The organism is Paenibacillus lautus NBRC 15380 (assembly GCF_004000945.1).
Lineage (GTDB): Bacteria > Bacillota > Bacilli > Paenibacillales > Paenibacillaceae > Paenibacillus_AQ > Paenibacillus_AQ lautus.
This window is the reverse complement of record NZ_BIMF01000015.1, coordinates 1-19319: the sequence shown is the minus strand read 5'-3', so window position 1 is coordinate 19319 and position 19319 is coordinate 1. Positions and strand designations below refer to the sequence as shown.

The 19319-nt window shown below is 50.0% G+C and carries 17 protein-coding genes; 13 read left to right on the top strand and 4 right to left on the bottom strand.

Annotated elements, in window-relative coordinates; translation table 11 throughout:
* Positions 1 to 30: 30 nt before the first annotated feature.
* From PLA01S_RS22370 to PLA01S_RS22360, 3 genes are all read right to left on the bottom strand, one after another.
* Positions 31 to 1278, bottom strand: coding sequence for a glutamate-5-semialdehyde dehydrogenase (locus tag PLA01S_RS22370; RefSeq protein ID WP_127594107.1), 1248 nt, complete (start codon positions 1276 to 1278; stop codon positions 31 to 33).
* A 59-nt stretch (positions 1279 to 1337) separates the two neighbouring features.
* Positions 1338 to 2441 (bottom strand): glutamate 5-kinase, encoded by a 1104-nt coding sequence (gene proB / locus PLA01S_RS22365; RefSeq protein ID WP_174819238.1) that lies wholly within the window; start codon positions 2439 to 2441, stop codon positions 1338 to 1340.
* Between the two features lie 368 nt (positions 2442 to 2809).
* Positions 2810 to 4000 (bottom strand): pyridoxal phosphate-dependent aminotransferase, encoded by a 1191-nt coding sequence (locus tag PLA01S_RS22360; RefSeq protein WP_127594106.1) that lies wholly within the window; start codon positions 3998 to 4000, stop codon positions 2810 to 2812.
* Positions 4001 to 4113: 113 nt separating this feature from the next.
* On the opposite strand from PLA01S_RS22360, the gene PLA01S_RS32885 reads away from it, so the two are divergent.
* The 3 genes from PLA01S_RS32885 (at position 4114) to PLA01S_RS22350 (ending at position 5346) form a co-directional block, all read left to right on the top strand.
* Entirely contained in the window at positions 4114 to 4239 is a 126-nt protein-coding gene (locus PLA01S_RS32885) for a hypothetical protein (protein ID WP_272868166.1), read from the top strand.
* A 14-nt stretch (positions 4240 to 4253) separates the two neighbouring features.
* Positions 4254 to 5066, top strand: a complete 813-nt coding sequence (locus PLA01S_RS22355; RefSeq protein ID WP_127594105.1) for a carbon-nitrogen family hydrolase — start codon at positions 4254 to 4256, stop codon at positions 5064 to 5066.
* A 91-nt stretch (positions 5067 to 5157) separates the two neighbouring features.
* Positions 5158 to 5346, top strand: coding sequence for a hypothetical protein (locus tag PLA01S_RS22350; protein WP_246059767.1), 189 nt, complete (start codon positions 5158 to 5160; stop codon positions 5344 to 5346).
* Positions 5347 to 5458: 112 nt separating this feature from the next.
* On the opposite strand, the gene PLA01S_RS22345 is transcribed toward PLA01S_RS22350, so the two are convergent.
* Complete coding sequence (locus PLA01S_RS22345) at positions 5459 to 6391, bottom strand: LysR family transcriptional regulator (RefSeq protein WP_127594104.1); 933 nt, start codon at positions 6389 to 6391, stop codon at positions 5459 to 5461.
* Between the two features lie 185 nt (positions 6392 to 6576).
* Here PLA01S_RS22345 and leuC point away from each other — a divergent pair, with 185 nt between their 5' ends.
* From leuC to PLA01S_RS22295, 10 genes are all read left to right on the top strand, one after another.
* The gene (leuC, locus tag PLA01S_RS22340) at positions 6577 to 8001 is read left to right on the top strand and encodes a 3-isopropylmalate dehydratase large subunit (protein ID WP_164817497.1); all 1425 of its coding nucleotides are present in this window, start codon (positions 6577 to 6579) and stop codon (positions 7999 to 8001) included.
* Between the two features lie 20 nt (positions 8002 to 8021).
* Positions 8022 to 8624, top strand: a complete 603-nt coding sequence (gene leuD, locus PLA01S_RS22335) for a 3-isopropylmalate dehydratase small subunit (RefSeq protein ID WP_127594103.1) — start codon at positions 8022 to 8024, stop codon at positions 8622 to 8624.
* Positions 8625 to 8859: 235 nt separating this feature from the next.
* Positions 8860 to 10296, top strand: a complete 1437-nt coding sequence (locus PLA01S_RS22330) for an N-acetylmuramoyl-L-alanine amidase family protein (RefSeq protein ID WP_127594102.1) — start codon at positions 8860 to 8862, stop codon at positions 10294 to 10296.
* 41 nt (positions 10297 to 10337) lie between these two features.
* Positions 10338 to 11024, top strand: a complete 687-nt coding sequence (locus PLA01S_RS22325; RefSeq protein ID WP_127594101.1) for a GerMN domain-containing protein — start codon at positions 10338 to 10340, stop codon at positions 11022 to 11024.
* Between the two features lie 201 nt (positions 11025 to 11225).
* Positions 11226 to 12605: an N-acetylmuramoyl-L-alanine amidase family protein gene (locus tag PLA01S_RS22320; RefSeq protein ID WP_127594100.1), complete on the top strand. Its 1380-nt coding sequence runs from the start codon at positions 11226 to 11228 to the stop codon at positions 12603 to 12605.
* Between the two features lie 38 nt (positions 12606 to 12643).
* Positions 12644 to 13243, top strand: coding sequence for a GerMN domain-containing protein (locus tag PLA01S_RS22315; protein ID WP_127594099.1), 600 nt, complete (start codon positions 12644 to 12646; stop codon positions 13241 to 13243).
* A gap of 78 nt (positions 13244 to 13321) precedes the next feature.
* Positions 13322 to 16051: an S-layer homology domain-containing protein gene (locus PLA01S_RS22310; RefSeq protein WP_127594098.1), complete on the top strand. Its 2730-nt coding sequence runs from the start codon at positions 13322 to 13324 to the stop codon at positions 16049 to 16051.
* A gap of 85 nt (positions 16052 to 16136) precedes the next feature.
* Positions 16137 to 16808 (top strand): endonuclease III, encoded by a 672-nt coding sequence (nth, locus tag PLA01S_RS22305; RefSeq protein ID WP_127594097.1) that lies wholly within the window; start codon positions 16137 to 16139, stop codon positions 16806 to 16808.
* 255 nt (positions 16809 to 17063) lie between these two features.
* The gene (locus tag PLA01S_RS22300; protein WP_006209564.1) at positions 17064 to 17345 is read left to right on the top strand and encodes a hypothetical protein; all 282 of its coding nucleotides are present in this window, start codon (positions 17064 to 17066) and stop codon (positions 17343 to 17345) included.
* Between the two features lie 296 nt (positions 17346 to 17641).
* The coding region (locus PLA01S_RS22295; RefSeq protein WP_174819237.1) for a dynamin family protein at positions 17642 to 19319 on the top strand (1678 nt) is incomplete at its 3' end.

Genomic DNA, 19319 nt, shown 5'->3' with positions numbered 1-19319 from the left:
TTCCTCCTTCATGGGCTTTAGATGAATGATTTATTCGCGTATTTGACCACTACCGATAATAACATATTTGGAGGAAGTAAGCGCGGGTAACCCCATAGGTCCCCGGGCATGCAGCTTCTGGGTGCTGATCCCGATTTCGGCGCCGAAGCCAAATTCAAAGCCGTCGGTGAAGCGGGTCGAAGCATTATGATAGACAGCAGCCGCGTCTACTTCCTGCAAGAAGCGCTCTGCATGATCCTTATTCTCGGTAACGATACATTCCGAATGCTTTGTGCCATAAATCGAAATATGCTCAATGGCCTCATCCAGGTGATCCACGATTTTAAGGTTCAAAATATAGTCGTTATACTCGGTCGCGTAATCCTCAGACGTAGCTTTTACAGCCCATGGAACGTAATCCAGGGTACGCTGGCATCCGCGCAGTTCAACATTGCGCTCACGGAATGCTTCGGCCAGCGCAGCCAGATGCGATTTGGCATAATCAGCATGGACGAGCAGGGTCTCCATGGAATTGCAGACCGAAGGGCGCTGCACCTTGGCATTGAGGCTGATGGCAACCGCCATGTCCGGCGCTGCCGATGCATCCAGATAGGTATGGCATATTCCGGCTCCGGTTTCGATCACCGGTACCGTGGCGTTCATCACGACGTTCTGGATCAGCGAGCTGCCGCCGCGCGGGATGATGACATCCAACAGTCCGTTGAGCTTCAGCATTTCATCCACGGAGGAACGGTTCGGGTCCTCGATAAGCTGCAGCGCATCCTTAGGCAGTGCGGTGCGTTCCATAGCTTCGTGAAGCACCTCGACGATTTTGCGGTTGGAGGAGAGAGCGGATGAACCGCCGCGCAGTACGACCGCGTTGCCTGTCTTCAAGCACAGCCCGGCTGCATCAACGGTCACGTTGGGACGTGCTTCATAAATGATGCCGATCACGCCAAGAGGAACGCGTTTCTTGACGATGTTCAGCCCGTTGGGGCGGTCGATCGTTTCCAAGGTGTCGCCGATCGGATCCGGCAGCTTAACGATTTGGCGCAATCCTTCGGCAATGCCCTCGATTCTGGCCTCATTCAGTGCCAGCCGGTCCAGCAGGGAGGCTGAGGTGCCGAGTTCCTTCCCACGGCGAAGATCCTCCGCGTTCGCTTCCATGATATCTGCCGTCCGCTGGATCAGGGCGTCCGCCATGATCAGCAAAGCCTGGTTCTTCTCCTCCGTGCTCAGCCTCCCAAGACGAAATGCAGCCTGTTTGGCGAGTTGGGCTTTATTGCGTACCTCACTCATGATAATTCCTCCTTGTTTGAGTTATCAGGAAATACCTTATTGGTTTATGGCAATCCGGATTATTTTAACGTGATCCATTCATCGCGGTGAATAACCTCGAGCCGATGGATTTCTCCGATGATGCCGATGACTTGACTGCTCGGCAAACCGAGCACGGCCTGCAGCTGGTCCTCATCGTAATTGACGATGCCTCTGCCAAGCCTTTCGTTGTTCATATTAACGACCTCCACCACGTCCCCTGCATGGAAGCTGCCTTCGATCCGTTTTATGCCAACGGGAAGGAGGCTGTGGCCTCCGTGAATTAGCGCTTTCTCGGCGCCCGGATCGACAACGATCCGGCCTAGCGGCGAGGACATAAAGCCGAGCCATTGTTTTTTCATAGGCAGGGAGGATAGGTGGGTAGCAAAATATGTTCCTTTGCCTGCATGCTTAAGCGCCTGAAGCAAATCCCCGGTCTCGTTGGCTTTGCCGATGAAGACGGGGACACCGCCGCGGGTGGCGATTTTGGCAGCATCGATTTTTGATCGCATGCCGCCTGTACCTACGCTGGAGCCAGCGCCTCCTGCCATGCTGTAAATCTCATCGGTAATTTCATCAATTTCCTCATATTTTGTTGCATCCGGCGACTTGCGTGGATCTGCCGTGTACAAACCATCCGTATCGGTCAGGATGATTAATTGCTGGGCGCGGACCAAATTGGCGACCAGCGCGGATAACGTATCGTTATCACCAAATTTCAGTTCGTCAATCGAAACGGTATCGTTCTCATTAATAATCGGAATAACGCCTTGCTTCAGAAGCTCCGTAATCGTCATGTTGGCATTATTCATGCGTTTGCGATTCGCAAAGTCGTCTCTCGTCAACAAAATTTGCGCAGCCTTCAATTGATGGGAGGCCAGCGCATTCTGGTAAGCACGCATCAGCAGCGCCTGGCCCAGTGCGGCGGATGCTTGCTTCTCATGCAAAAGCTTGGGTCTCGTCTCGTAGCCGATCTCCCGAAAGCCTGCTGCGACAGCGCCAGACGTCACGAGCAGAACCTCATGACCGGCCTTGCGGAGCGCGGCAAGTTCTCCCGCAAAGAAGGCGACGGAATCAAGATTAAGTCCGCCTTCATCTGTCGTAAGGGAGCTGCTTCCGATTTTTACGACGATGCGTGATAGCATCGTGATCACTTCCTTGTATTTATGATTAGTAGGTATAGCTGTAATGAATCCTTTTCTCAGAAAACAAAAAAACTTTCGTCCTGTATGAAAAAGGACGAAAGTTTGACTTCCGCGGTACCACCTTTGTTGATGAGCGCAGCTCATCCGGCTTTAGCCCTGTAACAGAAGGCACTGTCCTGGCAAGCCAGGCCGCTCGGGGGTAGGATTCGGAAAGGGGGTCACGGCAAATTCTTTCAGCCCATGGAATTCGCTCTCTGGTCATCGTGCCCTATGCTTTCGTACTGGTCCCGTCTTTGCGTTTGGAAAATGGCAATCAATTGTTACTGCAAGAATAGCACATCGTTTTTGTTTTTTCAAAAGGAATTGGATTAACCGAACAAGTTCAGCTTGCCGATTCGGTAGGCGGCTTCCCGCATTCGTTCTTCGCTGCTTAACAGGCCGACGCGGACATATCCTTCGCCGTGATCGCCAAAGCCGATACCAGGAGCAACTGCTACCTTGGCCTCCTCAAGCAGCAGGTCGGCAAAGGATACCGAGGTAAAGCCCTTCGGTACGGGCAGCCAGCTAAAGAAGGAGCCTGCAGGTTTCTGGGCTTGCCAGCCGATTTCGGACAGGGCGCCATAGAAGGCGTCCCTTCTCGATTGGTAGCGTGCCACCAGCTCCTCAACGCAGTCTTGCGGCGAAGTGAGAGCTGTGGCCGCTGCAGCCTGAATGCCGCCGAACAGGCTGACGTAGATATGGTCCTGCAGCATATTGATCAGCGAGATGATTTTTTTGTTCCCCAAGGCAAAACCAACGCGCCATCCGGCCATATTGTAGGTTTTGGAGAGGGTGTAGAATTCTACGCCAACCTCTTTGGCTCCTTCTGCCTGCAAAAAGCTGACCGGACGGTCTCCGTCAAATCCGATCGCTCCATAAGCAAAATCACTGGCTACCACAATCCCGTGTTCGGCGGCGAATGCCACCGTATCCTCGTAGAAGGACAGGGGAGCGACGGCGGATGTCGGATTATTCGGGTAATTCAAGAACATCAGCTTCGCTTTTTCTCTGTCTGCAGGTGTGATCGCACCATAGTCGGGAAGAAACCGGTTAGCTGCGGTTAACGGCATGAACTTCATTTGGGCACGGGCCAGTGCAACACCTGACCAGTAATCCGGATAACCGGGGTCCGGGACAAGACATACATCACCCGGGTTCAGAAGCACTTGCGGCAGCTGTACGAGCCCTGTTTTTCCTCCAAACAGAATGGCTACCTCCGTCTCCGGATCCAGATCAACGTTGTAGTCTTCCTTATATCGATGCGCAATGGCTTCTTTAAGAAAGGAAAAGCCGGTAAAAGGCGAATATTTGTGAAACTGCGGATTGTCGGCCGCTTCCTTCAAGCTGGATACGATATGAGGCGGCGTGGGCTGATCGGGATTTCCCTGCCCGAGATTGATCACATCATGTCCCTGTGCCACTTGGCGGTTTACCTTGGAGACCAAGGTCGCGAAAAATTGTGTGGGCAGCTGGGACATCATCTCGGCCGGCTCTATTTGGAATTCGTTTAATTTGTTCATTGCAGTTTCATCACTCCGTTATCTAATTACACTCGAATGCAGCTGATTTTGAAAACAATTAGGATTAATTTAACACGATTTATCAGGGGTGTATAGAGGGAAATGGTGCTTGGGTGTTGCAGCAGCAGGGCGGAGGAGGCTATGATGATGACATCAAGAGAATGGATGAATTCCGGAATAAGAGCCCGATCATGGATTTCATGATCACAGCGGCGCTGATGCTGAATTCTACCCAATAACAGGAGGCTGCAAGATGACTGGTGAAGCAAAGGCTCAATTGAATATCGCACTTATCCAAGCCGATATTGAAATAGGAAACGTGAATGCCAATATGAATAAAATGCTCGGTATGATGGAGCAGGCCGCAGCGGCTGATATGAAGCCGGACGTCATCGTACTGCCGGAAATGTGGAATACGGGGTATGCGCTTGACCGGATTCAAGAGCTTGCCGATCCCATGGGACAGGAAACCTCTCGGATGCTGAGCGAATTTGCGCGAAAACACCGCATCCAAGTCGTCGGCGGATCTGTAGCCGAACGAATCGAAGATCGGATTTATAACAGCATGTATGTGTTTAACCGGAGCGGCGAGCAGATCGCCAAATATTCCAAAATTCACCTGTTCCGCCTGATGGATGAAGAAAAGTTTCTGCAAGCCGGACAGCATACCGTAACCTTTGAGCTGGAACAATTGAAAGCGGGCGCGTCGATCTGTTACGATATACGGTTCCCAGAATTGTCCCGCACTCTCGCGCTCAGCGGCGCTCAAGTGCTGTTTGTGCCTGCGGAGTGGCCGCATCCGCGGCGGCATCATTGGAGAACGCTGCTCATGGCCAGAGCGATCGAGAACCAAATGTATGTCATTGCGTGTAATCGTGTAGGAACTAGCGGAGAGACGGACTTTTTCGGCCACTCCATGATCATCGATCCGTGGGGGGAGGTCATTGCCGAAGGGGATGAGCAGGAAATGATCCTGACAGGTACGCTGGATTGTGATCTTACGGATGAAGTCAGAGGACGTATTCCGGTTTTTGAAGACCGTCGTCCGAATTTGTATTTTCAATAAATCGTTTATGGTTAAACTCCTCTGAAAAATGAAGTTTCATCTGGTCAGTGGCGGGTATACTATGGGTAATCCGTCAGAGAGGAGGCTTGAAATGATGGTAGAGAACAACCAATTCGACAGCCAAAACCATGAGCAGGAAGAAGTACAAAAACAACAGTTCCGCAACTTTGTTGAGAATGTTGCCGGAGGCGGCAACGGGAAGAATGAATCGATTCAGGATCAGTCCCGTACTGCGGATGAACAGAACCGATTGATTGACCAGCATAATTTGCGCAAATAAACCTCCGATTATGATGAAATGGGTGTGTTATAACTTCAGGTTGAAAAGAAGCTCAGCTTGGTCTTGTCAAATTGACCTTAGCTGAGCTTCTTTTTTTATTTATGGGCAGCATTCATGAATCCTGAACACTCTCCACAACGAGTTTATCCATAACCTGCTTGAACGTATCGATGAACGCATCCGCCGCTTTGGACAAATACCGGCCATTGCGGAAAGCCACAACCAGTGTGCGGCTCGGAACCGGATCAGCAAGCGGCAAGTAGACCGGTATAAACTCGCTGCGTTTTGCACGGGCGATAAAACGAGGCACCAGCGTTATGCCCATTCCGGTAGCGACCAGAGATTGGAGCGTTTCGATATTGTTGCTCTCGAATACAACGTTCGGTTCAAAGCCGGCCTCCCGACATATGTCAAAAGTAAGCTTCCGGAAGCCCTGTCCTTTTTTGAGGACAACAAACGCTTCGTTCCGGATTTCGTCGATCGTGATGGGCCGGACGGGATCAGAGGCTGCCCGCAGCGCAAGCGGGTGCCGCGGAGGAACGGCCAAATCGATCATTTCCTCACCGATCGGAATCCAGGACAGCGACGGCTCGGACAGCGGCAGCGCTAGGAGGCTGAGATCGGCCTTGCCGCTGGCCGTCAGCTTCTCCAGGTTCATGGAGGAGTCTTCCAACAGGGTGATCTCAATATCCGGATATCCCTTTTTAAAGGCAGGCAAAACCCGTGGCAGCAGGTGAGAACCCGTAATCGGCATGCTGCCGACTACGACTTTACCCTTCCGTAGCTGGGAGATGTCCGACATCTCCTGCTTCAGCTGCTCGACGGCGTCCATGATCTTCTGGGCATGCTCGACAAAGCTGGCTCCGGCATGGGTTAGCTCAACGTTGCTCGTATTCCGCTGGAACAGCAGCACGCCGAGCTCTTTCTCCAGCTTGGAGAGCTGCTGGCTCAAGGAAGGCTGGGCGATATGAAGCTTCTCCGCGGCACGCGAAAAATTTTTATCCGCCGCGATTTGCAGCGTATATTGCAGTTGTCTCAGTTCCATTTAGGCATCACTCCGTTATAGCTGAATCCTATTACATCTATAGATATTATATCTTGGAACAATGAAGAAGGAAATGATATATTACTATCAACGTAAAGATGATGCGTTGTAGATCTTCCTTATATGTAAAGAAGATAACAAGCAATTATCTTCTCATGGACGTAAAGAACAATGGGGTGATGATGATGAGTAAGAAGACAATGTTCGAGAAAATTTGGGATAACCACGTTATTCATCAAGAAGAAGGCAAACCGGGTATTTTGTACATCGACCTGCATTTGGTTCACGAGGTAACTTCCCCGCAAGCATTTGAAGGTTTGCGTCTCAGCGGCCGTAAAGTACGCCGTCCTGAACTGACCTTTGCAACGATGGATCACAATGTTCCAACGAAAGACCGTTTTAACATTACGGATCCGATTTCGAAGCAGCAAATTGATACCCTGACCAAGAACTGTCAGGATTTTGGCGTTACCCTGTATGATCTCGATACGATTGATCAAGGCGTTGTGCACGTCATGGGGCCGGAACTGGGCTTAACACATCCAGGCAAAACGATTGTGTGCGGCGACAGCCATACATCCACTCACGGTGCGTTCGGCGCGCTTGCGTTCGGTATCGGTACGAGCGAGGTTGAGCATGTACTGGCAACCCAATGTTTGCAGCAGGCCAAAGCGAAGACCATGGAAGTGCGATTTGTCGGCCGCCGCAATCCGGGCGTAACGGCTAAGGACATGATCCTCGGCGTCATCGCGAAATACGGAACTGATTTTGCAACAGGCTATGTTATTGAGTATACGGGTGAAGCGATCCGCGAGCTGTCGATGGAAGAGCGCATGACCGTGTGCAACATGTCCATCGAAGGCGGAGCCAGAGCGGGCATGATCGCCCCGGATGAAACGACGTTTGAATACTTGCGCGGACGTCAATATGTTCCGCAGGGCGAAGCTTTTGATGCTGCAGTAGCAGCTTGGAAAGAGCTTGTGACAGACGAAGGCGCCGAGTTCGACGTGGTGGTTGAGTTCGATGTAGAATCTCTGATCCCACAAGTAACCTGGGGAACGAGCCCGGGAATGGGTACTGACATTTCCTCGACGGTTCCTAACCCTGCGGATTTTAAGACCGAGAATGAGCGCAAGGCAGCGGAGAAAGCCCTGGAGTATATGGCGCTTGTGCCAGGGACTCCAATATCTGAGATTCCGATCGATTATGTCTTTATCGGTTCTTGCACGAATGGACGCATTGAAGATTTGCGTGCAGCGGCTGCTGTAGCGAAGGGACATAAAGTGTCAAGCAATGTAACAGCTATCGTTGTTCCCGGATCGGGCCGAGTGAAGATTCAGGCTGAACAAGAAGGGCTCGACAAAATTTTTGTTGAAGCGGGTTTCGAATGGCGTGAAGCAGGCTGCAGCATGTGTCTCGCGATGAACCCGGATGTATTGAAGCCGGGACAGCGCTGCGCATCCACGTCCAACCGTAACTTCGAAGGACGCCAAGGCCGCGGCGGCAGAACGCACCTCGTATCGCCGGCAATGGCAGCGGCAGCTGCGGTTAAAGGACGCTTCGTGGATGTACGTGACTGGAACTTTGCAGCCGAAGAAGTTGTGAGCTAAGAAGGACGGAGGAGAAGTTTATGCAAGCATTTACGAAATTACACGGTATCGTCGCACCTGTGGACCGGGTGAATGTAGATACGGACGCAATAATTCCGAAGCAGTTCTTGAAACGGATTGAACGTACAGGTTTTGGACAGTTTCTGTTTTACGAATGGCGATTTGATGAAGAGGGCGGCAATATCGACAGCTTCTCGCTGAATCAGCCCCGATACCAGGGCTCAACCATCCTGATTTCCCGTGCCAACTTTGGCTGCGGTTCTTCCCGTGAGCATGCGCCTTGGGCGATCCTCGACTACGGATTCCGGGTGGTGATCGCTCCATCGTTCGCTGATATTTTCTACAATAACTGCTTTAAGAACGGGATTCTGCCGATCAAATTGTCGGAGGAGCAGGTGGAAGAGTTGTTCCAGCGGACGGAAGCCAAAGAAGGCTATAAGCTGAACGTCGATCTGGAGAGCAAAACGATTACAGATGATCAAGGACTCCGTATTGACTTTGATCTTGACGAGCACCGTCGTCAATTCCTGCTTCAAGGACTGGATGACATCGGTTTGACGCTGCAGCATGAAAGTGCGATCGATGCTTACGAGAAGAAGCATGGGGAGCGTCTGTTCGCTTAATCTCGCAATCACGCAGCAAAAGGTTACAAGATTATTAAACTTCCATTTCCTGTGTAGGAAATGGAAGTTTTTTTTGGTATTATGGAATTAATATGCAGCGGCAGCCAAGAGGGACCATTGTTTTATGTCAGTATTTGTCCGGCAGCATGTAGTCGGGAATGTGCTGATTTACATATTTTTAGTTTTTGCTAGATTTGCTTTTCAAATTCAATCATGGGATGATCGAGGTGGATTCATGAAGAAGTTAGGGTTTGTAATGATGTTGATAGTCTTCTTGCTGGCATTTCCGAAAAGTGGTGAAGCCAGTTCTTCAAGTGCGAGCATTTTTCTTGACGGGGAACCATTGAATTTGTCTTCGGGCGTCCAGGTAGCCAACATGAAAGGCAACGTGATGATTCCGATCCGCGTAGTATCCGAGAATCTCGGTTTCAAGGTAGGCTGGGAGAAGGCCAGCCAAACCGTAACGGTTGAAAATAGCGAGAAGAAGGTCCGCATGGTGGTCGGCAGCCAGCAGGCAGAATTGAACGGGGCCCAGGTAGATCTGAATTTAGCGCCTGTCTTGAATGGACCGACCACGCTTGTGCCGCTCCGTTTTGTTAGCGAACAGATGGGTCTTGATGTGAAATGGGACAACCAATCGAAGGCTGTGTTCCTCTCCAGCACGGCCCCGCCTGCCACCGAAGTCGAGATTGATCCAGGTGCCGGAACCAATCCAGGCAATCAAACGCCTCCGCCTGCGGAATCTGGAAACAAGACTTCGTTGACGGGGCTTAGCTTTAGCGATAACCGTCTTATGATTGCAACGGAAGGCGCCGTGACGCCGAAAGTGTTCAGCATGACGGGGCCTGATCGAATTGTTATCGATCTTCCGGACACCGTGTACTCTGCTTCGTTTCTAAGCGGACATGCCCTAAATGCTCAAAACGGCGGCAATATGGAAGTTACGGATTACTCTGACGTTACGAATATTAGATATGCCGTGTTCAGCGACAACCCGCCAACCGTGCGTATCGTATTGGATTTGACCGGACCTAAGAATTATGCGGTGACCCAGGAATCGGGCATTATCATCGTGGATCTGAACGCAGAGGGCGAAATCCTCGTTCCGCCGGTACCGCCAGTTACCGGCAATGGCAAGAAGACGGTTGTCATTGACGCCGGTCACGGCGGAATCAAGCCGGGGTCGATCAGCCTTTCGGGAAAGACGGAGAAATCATTTAATTTGGATATTGCCCTCAAGGTTGAAGCACTGCTCAAAAATGAGAAGAATATCAATGTTGTGATGACTCGCAGTGACGATTCACATCTTGAGCTTAGCGATCGCGTTAAAATCGCTAATAATTTAAAAGCAGATATTTTCGTATCCATTCATGGAAACAGCAGCACGTCAAGCAGTCCCAGCGGTACAGAAACGTATTATACGAGAGATTCAAGCAAATCATTGGCGAATGTGATTCATAAACATCTCGCAAAAGCGACAGGTCTCAAAGATCGTGGAGTTAAATACGGCAGCCTACATGTTACGAGAGAAACGACGATGCCGGCTGTCCTGCTCGAGATTGGCTTTTTGAGCAACAAGGGTGACGAAGCCCAGTTGTTTGAAGACGATTTCCAAAATCGTGTTGCACAAGGTATTGTAGCGGGTATTAAAGAATATCTTAAAGTACAATAATGTGTACAAGATTTGATGTAACTTAGAGGGGGACACAAGCCATGAACAAAAAATATTGGATGACAGGATTGCTGGCGCTTCTGCTTGCATTTAGTGCCGGCTGCGGACAGAAGCCGACTGCAGCCCCTGCCGAGACAAATCCGGAGACCGCAACAGGAGAAGTACAAACGCCACAGGATCAACCGGAAGAAACGGCGGCTGATGATCATAAGGAAGATGACGCAACACCAGTAAACGCAGGCGAGGGAGCAAGCACACCACCGCAGAACACAACCGGTGAAAGTGCTGGAACCCCTGTGGATACAAAGGATGTGAATGCTACGGAGGATCAAGCGAAGAAGGCTAATATTAAACTCTATTATACGGACCCCGAAATCATGGATCTGAAAGAGGCAAGCAAAGAGATCACATACTCGGGTGAGGAGGATAAATATAAAAAAGCTTTTGAAGGACTTCAAACAAGCAGTGATGCCGAACTAAGTCCACTATGGTCGGATAAGATTACGCTGAAGTCTCTCAAGTTTGATAAAGGAGCTCTGACGCTGGATATCACTAAACCAGCCGAAGCCAACCTTGGGGCTGGAGGGGAAATGTTTGCGATTGATGCGTTACAGAAAACCTTCTTCCAGTTCGATGAAGTGCAGTCTCTGGAATTGCTAGTAGACGGTAATCAGATCGAAAGCTTAATGGGACATGTTGAGCTTGAGCATCCTATGACTCGAAAATAGAGCAAAAGAACTAATGTTGAATTTCATATGAAGGACCAAACGCCTATTTCGGTTTTTGAAATAGGTGTTTTTTTGGTAAAAAGGGAACATTTTCGCAACTTTCATTGTGACTTTGCGTCTATAGGTTGTCAGGTAATGTCGGACAGGCCGAGTGCAGAAACGCCAATCTATGGCAAAATAATAGGATGGTAGGGGTGAAGGATGAAGAAGTTCGGTTTTTTAATGTTTCTGGTTGTCATCATGATTGCGTTTCCTAAAATGGCGGATGCGAGTTCGTACAGCGCAAAGATTTACCTGGATGGCCAACAAATCAATCTGTCATCTGGCGTGAAGGTCGAGAATAATAACGGTACCGTCATGGTTCCGATCCGTGTCATTTCCGAGAATCTAGGATTTGACGTGTACTGGAACAAGGCAACCAAGACGGTAACTGTCCAAGACGGCTCGCAGACTGTAACAATGGTGATTGGAAGTCAGCAAGCTGACATCAACGGTCAGCGCGTACAAATGACCAAAGCACCTGTTCTTCGTGGCGGAACAACACTGGTTCCCATCCGTTTTGTAAGTGAGCAGATGGGCCTTCAAGTAAGATGGGATAACGCGCAGAAGGCAGTCTATCTGACCTCGTCTTACGACGGGAATAACCCTGGTGAACAACCTGGCGTAGCTACGTCGACCGTGGACGGTATCAGTTTCAGCGAAAACAGGCTGATGGTTGCCGTTACGGGCAATACGAAGCCGAATGTATCAAAACTTAGCAGTCCGGACCGTATCGTCATTGATATGGTGAACACGAATTTCTCGGATACATTCAGCAGCAATGCCAGCTTTGATGACGTGACGAAAAGCGGTCAGATGGCGGTAACGGGTTACCCGGATGTCAAAGCCGTCCGTTACTCCCTTTACAACAGCAACCCAACGACCGTGCGAATTGTCATTGATCTCAACTACGCCAAGAATTATACCGTTTCAGGCCTTGAGAACGGATCGGGCGTGTTCATTGTGGATTTGAATACGGGTTCTAACCCGACACCTGGTACAGGCGGAAAGAAACTCGTGGTCATTGATGCGGGTCATGGAGATCACGACCCGGGAGCAATCGGGGTAACGAAGAAGAGGGAGAAAGATTTCAACCTCGCGATGGCGCTGAAAGTTGAGAAACTGTTGGCCAAAGAACAAAATATCGAAGTCGTTTTGACTCGCAGTAACGATACTTTCCTCGAGCTGAAGGATCGCGCGAAGATTGCGAATGATCTGAAGGCTGATGTTTTCATATCGATACATGCTAATAGCGGCCCTTCCACTGCAAGCGGAACCGAAACGTATTACTACAATGAATCTGACAAAGCCCTGGCGAATGCACTCCATAAAGAGATCGTTAAGGCCATGGGTTTAAAGGACCGCGGAGTGAGATACGGCAATTTCCATGTCATTCGCGAGACGAAAATGCCTGGCGCCCTGCTGGAAGTCGGGTTCCTGAGTAACAAGACCGATGAGAGCAAGCTGTTTGATCCGGCAACACAGGACCGAGTAGCCGAGGCTATTGTCAGAGGCATCAAAAATTATTTAAAGGTTGATTAAGATACGACAGTGATCGTGATTGCAGGAGGTGGCTACTTTTGAATAAAAAAATATGGTCGGCTGGTCTATTGGCAGCCGTAATGCTGATTGGTGCCGGTTGTGGACAGAAACCCGGAGCAGCTCCGGACAATACGCCGGAGCAAGTAACGCCTAAGCCTGATGATCAGACAGGACAGAGTAATGGCGGAACGTCGAATGGATCAGGTGGATCGTCTACCGGGAATGGCAGCGAAGTGACGATGCCGGAAGCGAAAACAGAGAGCATCAAAGCCTACTACACGGATCCTGATTTGATGGAGCTGGTAGAAGGCACGGCAGAAATTTCGTATAAGGAAGATCAAGAAAAATACGAAGCGGCTTATCAAGCATTACAGAAGAGTAATAATGCCGAAATGATTCCTCTGTGGGACAAAATCGGGCTGAATTCACTGGAATTCGATAACGGGGCATTGACGCTCGATGTGACGGTTCCGGACGAAGCCAACCTGGGTGCAGGCGGAGAGTCGTTTGCCGTCGATGCGATCAAAAAAACTTTTTTCCAGTTTGACGAAGTGAAATCACTTCAAATTCTGGTGGATGGTCAGCAAACCGAATCGTTAATGGGTCATGTCGATTTGGAGAATCCAATGACTCGGTAATGATGGTTGAAGGAGATCACGATCTGCTGTCGAATATTAGTATATGATGAAGCAGTAGTTATTGAGAGGGGAAAGAAAATGGTACTTAGACACAGCAAACATGTTCATTCCAAAAAAGTGGTCTCCGCCGTCATGGCCGGACTTATAGCATTCGGAGGCGGGGCTTCGATCGTCTCGGCAGATGAAGAAGCGGCAAATGCGACAACCGCAAATGCAGCCCAAACGGCCATTAACGCATTCAGTGATGTTAATGCCGGATATTGGGGAGAGAAGTATATTTATCAATTAGCAGCACAGGGGATCGTGACCGGGAATAACGGAAAGTTTCGTCCGAACGATCCCGTAACGCAGCAGGAAGCTGTAACGATGGCGATCCGGTTCTTAAGCATGCAGGATCAATTAAGCAGCGGCGCTGCGACATTACCGACAAATATTAAAGTGAACGATTATTTTACGAAGTATGTTGAACTGGCTTTTCAGCAAAACCTGCTCGACAAGCAAAAAGAATCCGGATATACGGACGAGAAAGTCATTTGGGGCGCGCAGAAAGCATCCCGGGAATGGATAACCGAAGTGCTTGTCCGTTCCATTGGACGGACCGCGGAGGCCAATGCAGCCAAAAATAAAGCGACAGGCTTTGCGGATAACGCCAAGATATCCCCGGATCGTCTGGGCTATGTCAATGTTGCGGTTGAGCTGGGACTTGCAAAAGGTGTGAACGGCAACAAGTTCGATCCGCAAGGGGCCGTTACCCGTGCCCAGCTTGCAACGTTCCTTAGCCGGGCTCAAGCCTACATCACCACAAATTATGAGAACCAATACAAAGGCTCTATTGCTTCGATTGAGAATGGAAAACTGGATTTGTATGCCGATGGCAAGCTGAATTCATTCAAGCTGGATAATTCCACAGCGTATTTCACATCCGATTCGGAGAAGAGATTGCAATTCTCGGAGATTAATCCATACACCCAAGCGGTAGTCGTTGTCAATAACGGAACGGCTGCTTACGTGGAAATTACCGATCCAACCCAGCAAGTGGAGCGGTTTGACCGCACGTACGCACGCTTGTCGCCGAACAACGTCATTTGGCTGGATACAGGCAGCACCTTTGAAGAGCTGAGTTACGAGCCAAGCACGGTGTTCCTGGATCAGAATGGGACTAAGATCGATCCGAAGACACTGGCTGCCGGCAGTCTGCTTACGATTGAGCGCGAAACGTACAGCCCCCAGAAGAAAATTGTGTCCATCCGTGTAAAGAGCGGCTTGGTTAACAAGACGGGAGCCGGCGTCGTCCAGAACGTGGATACAGTAAACAAAAGAGTAACCCTTAAAGATAGCACCGGTTATGAGGATACGTACACATGGGATGATGCAACCGTCATTCGCTATCAGAACCAGATTATGGCTCCGGCCGAGTTGAAGAACGGCTACACCGTCAATTTTACGGTAGAAAACAGCGTTCTTCAGACGCTGGAAGTTACGCAAAGCGTTGATCGTTCCGTGCAGGCAATGCTGTATTCCATTGAAGAGAACGGGAAGACCATCACCTACAAACGCAGTGGAAGCACGCAGCTCGAAACGAAGTATCTGGCAGAGAAGCCGGAAATCATGATAAACGGCGTGGCTAAACCTGTTCTGTCCGATTTACTCGCTGATGCCGTATCCGGTGACCAGGTAACACTGACCATTAACGGTGAGGAAAAAATTTCGAAAATCGAAGTAACAGGTCGTCAAATTGAGCAGTTGGATGCCGTTACCGTCGTAAACTACGATGGGAAGACACATTGGCTGACCGTCAAGGATGCGAACAATCAGCCTCGTGTGATCGTCTTGGATGACAAGACGAAGCTGGAATCGAGCTACGGAACCACGCTGGATAAAGTTGAACCACTGCTTGTCTCGGGACGAAAAGTAAGTGTCTCCCTGATCGGTACCCGCGTACTTTCATTGGAAGTGGTATACAAAGTTGAAGGGAAAATTAACAGCATTAACACATCCAAGCAAGTGATTTCGATTATGACCGCTAACGGGAAAGTGGAAGAAATCTCTTATTACAATAGTCCGATTGTGGAAATCTTCGGCAGATCAGGCGCATCCCTGGCGGATTTACGGATTGGTGACGAAGTGTTAGCCCAGCTGTCGAACAATCAGGATTACTTACAGAGCTTAAAACTCAAAACTTCCGCACAATTCGAGGTTGTCTCAACGGAACCCACAAGGAACCGGATTCGAGTGAAAGCGAACGGCACCACAAGCGATATTTATACCGATAAATCCATATTGACCGGCGATACCGGACAAGCAATTCTGCTCGCTGACTTGCGCCCGGGAGCACTAGTTAATATAACGTTTCAAGGCTTAACGCCTGTGGCAGTTGCGGAAGTTAAATTGACGCTTGGCGAAGTGACAAGCGCAGATGTTTCCGGGAATGTATTGACCGTGAAGGATTATTCAGGCCATAGTCAGACGTTAGGAGTGAGCGGCGGCGTCAAAGTCGTTAAGAATGGTTCAACGGCTTCGAATTTAAGCACATTGACCTCAGGAGATCGCGTAGAGATTCGGAAGGACATTCAGGGCGTAACCATTGTCCAGGTTCTGGAGAAGGTTGAACGTGCATTCTGGCAGGCAAGCAATACGGAAATTCAAGTAAAGCGCAAATCGATTAACGATAATTTCAGGTATGTATTATCCGATAAAGTATTTGTTCATCAAGGTGACACTACTTTGTCCGTGCAATCCCTTAAGGAAAATGATAATATTGTACTGTACTTAAACAACGGTGTCGTTGTTGAGATCGTAAAACAGTAAATTATCGACCTGGGATTGCTCGAGAAACACCGTCTTGATGCGGGGATTTCCGCATCAAGATTTTTTTTTGCGGGAGGGATATCATATGAATGCGGCAACGGTGCGGCATATTTTGGACAAGATGGAGAGCATGTTTCCGGATGCACATTGCGAACTGAATCACAGCAATGCGTTTGAGCTGACCATCGCCGTGCTGCTGTCCGCTCAGTGCACGGATGAAACGGTTAATAAAGTGACAAAGGATCTGTTTCAGAAATACAAAACGCCTTTGGATTATGTATCGGTACCGATCGAGGAACTTGAGCAGGATATCAGACGGATCGGATTATACCGGAATAAGGCCAAACATATTCAGAATTTGTGCAGGATTCTGATCGAGCAGTATGGCGGTGAGGTGCCGGAAGCTCATGATGAGCTTGTCAAATTACCTGGGGTTGGACGCAAGACCGCCAATGTCGTGGTTTCTAATGCCTTTGGCGTACCTGCCATCGCGGTTGACACGCATGTGGAGCGGGTTTCTAAGCGACTTGGACTGGCCGCCTGGAAAGATTCCGTGCTGGAAGTGGAGAAAAAGCTGATGAAGCGGGTACCGCGTGAAGAATGGACGCTGACCCATCATCGAATCATTTTTTTCGGACGGTATCACTGTAAGGCTCAAAATCCGCAATGCCCGGTATGCCCCTTGCTGGATGTTTGCCGTGAAGGAAAGAAACGTATGAAAACCTTAGCAGTCAGGAAGAATAAGGAACAACTGTAAAACCAGCAAGAAATAGACAAAAAAGAGGTTCATCAGATTCATTGGGAATACGGGACACTCTAATGAATAACTAGCGAAATGGACAAAATTGCAAGCAAGCGCTGGGCTTGCCTTTGTCTCCGGATTTCTATCTTTAGCCGCATGGGAGAATGGAAATCTGGAAACAACAGTGATCAAAAGTCGCTTTTCGCAAGGTGAAAGAGGTCTGTATCCTGGATCGGCATGAGCTAAATTTAAAAGAGGATGGGATTACACATGAAATGCATCTCTGTTTACACCGACAATTTTGAATTGTTCTCAGATATTTTTGAACATGTGGTGGAGAGCCAAAGCCAACTGAGTGAGAATGAAGAGCAGGAAGTCGAAGGCGTGACGTTCAGTCATTCCGGGGATGCTCCCGAGCATTATTTGGAGCGCATGTCACAAAAGCCCGAAGTGGTTGTTATGCGCGATAAATCACGCGGTTTAACCATTCTGCAGCACGGAAATGTCTTCGAAATTTTGATTCCGGCAGAAGAAAACACCGTTGTATCTTAAGTTCTTTAAATTTGATGTTTTAAAAAATGAGATAAACCTGGTTCTTACAGGGTAATCGAGTGTGAATTCTCACCTCATTCCTCCTGTATGCACCAGCTTCATGAAGCTTTGGATCCATGGCAGGCAAGGAAGATCACTTCCTTGACCTGCCATTTTGCATGGATCAAGGACTGTCATATCAAGGCAACGGTCGAAAATGAAATGCAGTGATTCCTTTACGGCGCAAGCGGTGATAAAATAAAACGATGTGAATAGATTGTGTCAGAAATTGAGAGATCAATGGACAGGAGCGAGAAATGACATTGAAGTTGATGGCTGAGCATGAAATCGGATACAGTGTTACGGAACTAACGAGAGTTCGAGACCGTTTCTTGGAATGGAATGACGAGTCTTCCTCCGCTTTGACTGAGGATTTAATACGCAAGGGTACAGGCGGCGAGCTGACGCTTGCCTTCTGCGGACATTTTTCCGCAGGGAAGTCGAGCATGATTAATGCGCTTTGCGGCAAAAAGGTGCTGCCCTCGGGTCCGGTACCGACAAGTGCGAATGTGGTTACAATCCGAAGCGGTGAGCCACGGGCGCTGATTCACCGATCTGCTGCGGAGCCTGGCGAACCTTTAACGGTAACGATTGACGAACTTGCCGAATACTGCAAGGAGGGCCGGGAGTATTCCGCGATTGAGGTGTGGGATGATGTGCCGCTGCTTGGCGAAGATGGCGTCTTGATGGATACTCCCGGGGTCGATTCAACCGATGATGGGCACCGGCTTGCCACGCATTCCGCCCTGCATATGGCTGACATCGTTTTTTACGTCATGGATTATAATCATGTGCAGTCGGAGAGCAATCTGATGTTTGCTAAGAGTTTGTCGGATTGGGGGAAGCCGCTGTACCTGATCGTCAATCAGATCGACAAGCATCGTGATGACGAATTGACGCTGACTTCTTATCTGAACGACGTGAAGAAGGCGTTCGCCCAGTGGAAGATCACGTATAAAGGATTGCTATGCACTTCGCTTAAAGTTCAGGACCATCCCTATAATCAATGGGGGACGCTGAAGTCTTTGATGGGCGAACTCATATCTCATAAGGAACCGTTGCTGCGCTACAGCGTATCCTGCTCCATTCGTCATGCTGCCGATCAGCATGTGGAAGCCTATACCCGCAGCCATCAGGAAGAGAAGGAGCGGCTGCTGGAGGAAATGGGCGGCGAGGAGGCCGCTGCGGCGATGAAAGCGCGGCTGCAGGAGCTGGAGGATCAAAAAAGATCCGCCCAGCTGCTGCCGGAATCCGTCCGCACGGAACTTCGCAAAGAAGCGGATACCCTTCTGGCAAATGCCAATCTGACGCCGGCGGATGTTCGGGATTTAAGTTTGGCCTTTCTGGAAAGCCGGAAGAGCGGTTTTAAAGTCGGGTTCCTGTTCACAGGCGGCAAAACGGAGGAGGAGCGTCGGCGCCGTCTGGAGGCTTTCCATCATCGATTGGAGGAACAGACGACAGCGCAGATCGACTGGCATCTACGTTCGCTGTTCCGCCAAAGCGTGGAACAGCATACGGAGTGGAATACGGAATGGGAGAGCTTGATGGACGCTGAGCTTCCCGGCGTGCGGGAGGATATGATCACGCGGACCGTGAATCCGGAAGCGACGGTGTCCGGCGAATATGTATTGAATTATAACCGGGAGCTGGCCGAGGAAATCAAGGGCAGCTACCGCCGGGCCGCGTTGGTGCTTGCCGACCAGCTGAAGGCGGTATTGACGGACACTGCGGCCGTCCGTCTGGAGGAGCTGGAGCGCCAGGGCGCCGAGCTCCTGGCGCAATCTGCGGCTTCCGCCAGCTACGCAGCCCTGCTGCAGGCGGAAGCCGCCCGCGCGGCTGAGCTGGCGCAGCTGCTCCCGCCGCGCACCTCCCTCACCCCCGGCCTCCTGCCGGAGGTGAGGGAGCAGGAAGGGCAGCCCGCGCAAGCGGCTGCCC

Excerpts from the sequence above, each read along its gene's own strand:
- leuD (WP_127594103.1), top strand. The coding sequence starts at position 8,022 with ATGCAAGCATTTACGAAATTACACGGTATCGTCGCACCTGTGGACCGG.
- PLA01S_RS22360 (WP_127594106.1), bottom strand. The coding sequence starts at position 4,000 with ATGAACAAATTAAACGAATTCCAAATAGAGCCGGCCGAGATGATGTCC.
- PLA01S_RS22300 (WP_006209564.1), top strand. The coding sequence starts at position 17,064 with ATGAAATGCATCTCTGTTTACACCGACAATTTTGAATTGTTCTCAGAT.
- PLA01S_RS22330 (WP_127594102.1), top strand. The coding sequence starts at position 8,860 with ATGAAGAAGTTAGGGTTTGTAATGATGTTGATAGTCTTCTTGCTGGCA.
- PLA01S_RS22350 (WP_246059767.1), top strand. The coding sequence starts at position 5,158 with ATGATGGTAGAGAACAACCAATTCGACAGCCAAAACCATGAGCAGGAA.
- PLA01S_RS22345 (WP_127594104.1), bottom strand. The coding sequence starts at position 6,391 with ATGGAACTGAGACAACTGCAATATACGCTGCAAATCGCGGCGGATAAA.
- proB (WP_174819238.1), bottom strand. The coding sequence starts at position 2,441 with ATGCTATCACGCATCGTCGTAAAAATCGGAAGCAGCTCCCTTACGACA.
- leuC (WP_164817497.1), top strand. The coding sequence starts at position 6,577 with ATGAGTAAGAAGACAATGTTCGAGAAAATTTGGGATAACCACGTTATT.
- PLA01S_RS22320 (WP_127594100.1), top strand. The coding sequence starts at position 11,226 with ATGAAGAAGTTCGGTTTTTTAATGTTTCTGGTTGTCATCATGATTGCG.
- PLA01S_RS22370 (WP_127594107.1), bottom strand. The coding sequence starts at position 1,278 with ATGAGTGAGGTACGCAATAAAGCCCAACTCGCCAAACAGGCTGCATTT.
- PLA01S_RS22310 (WP_127594098.1), top strand. The coding sequence starts at position 13,322 with ATGGTACTTAGACACAGCAAACATGTTCATTCCAAAAAAGTGGTCTCC.
- PLA01S_RS22355 (WP_127594105.1), top strand. The coding sequence starts at position 4,254 with ATGACTGGTGAAGCAAAGGCTCAATTGAATATCGCACTTATCCAAGCC.
- nth (WP_127594097.1), top strand. The coding sequence starts at position 16,137 with ATGAATGCGGCAACGGTGCGGCATATTTTGGACAAGATGGAGAGCATG.
- PLA01S_RS22325 (WP_127594101.1), top strand. The coding sequence starts at position 10,338 with ATGAACAAAAAATATTGGATGACAGGATTGCTGGCGCTTCTGCTTGCA.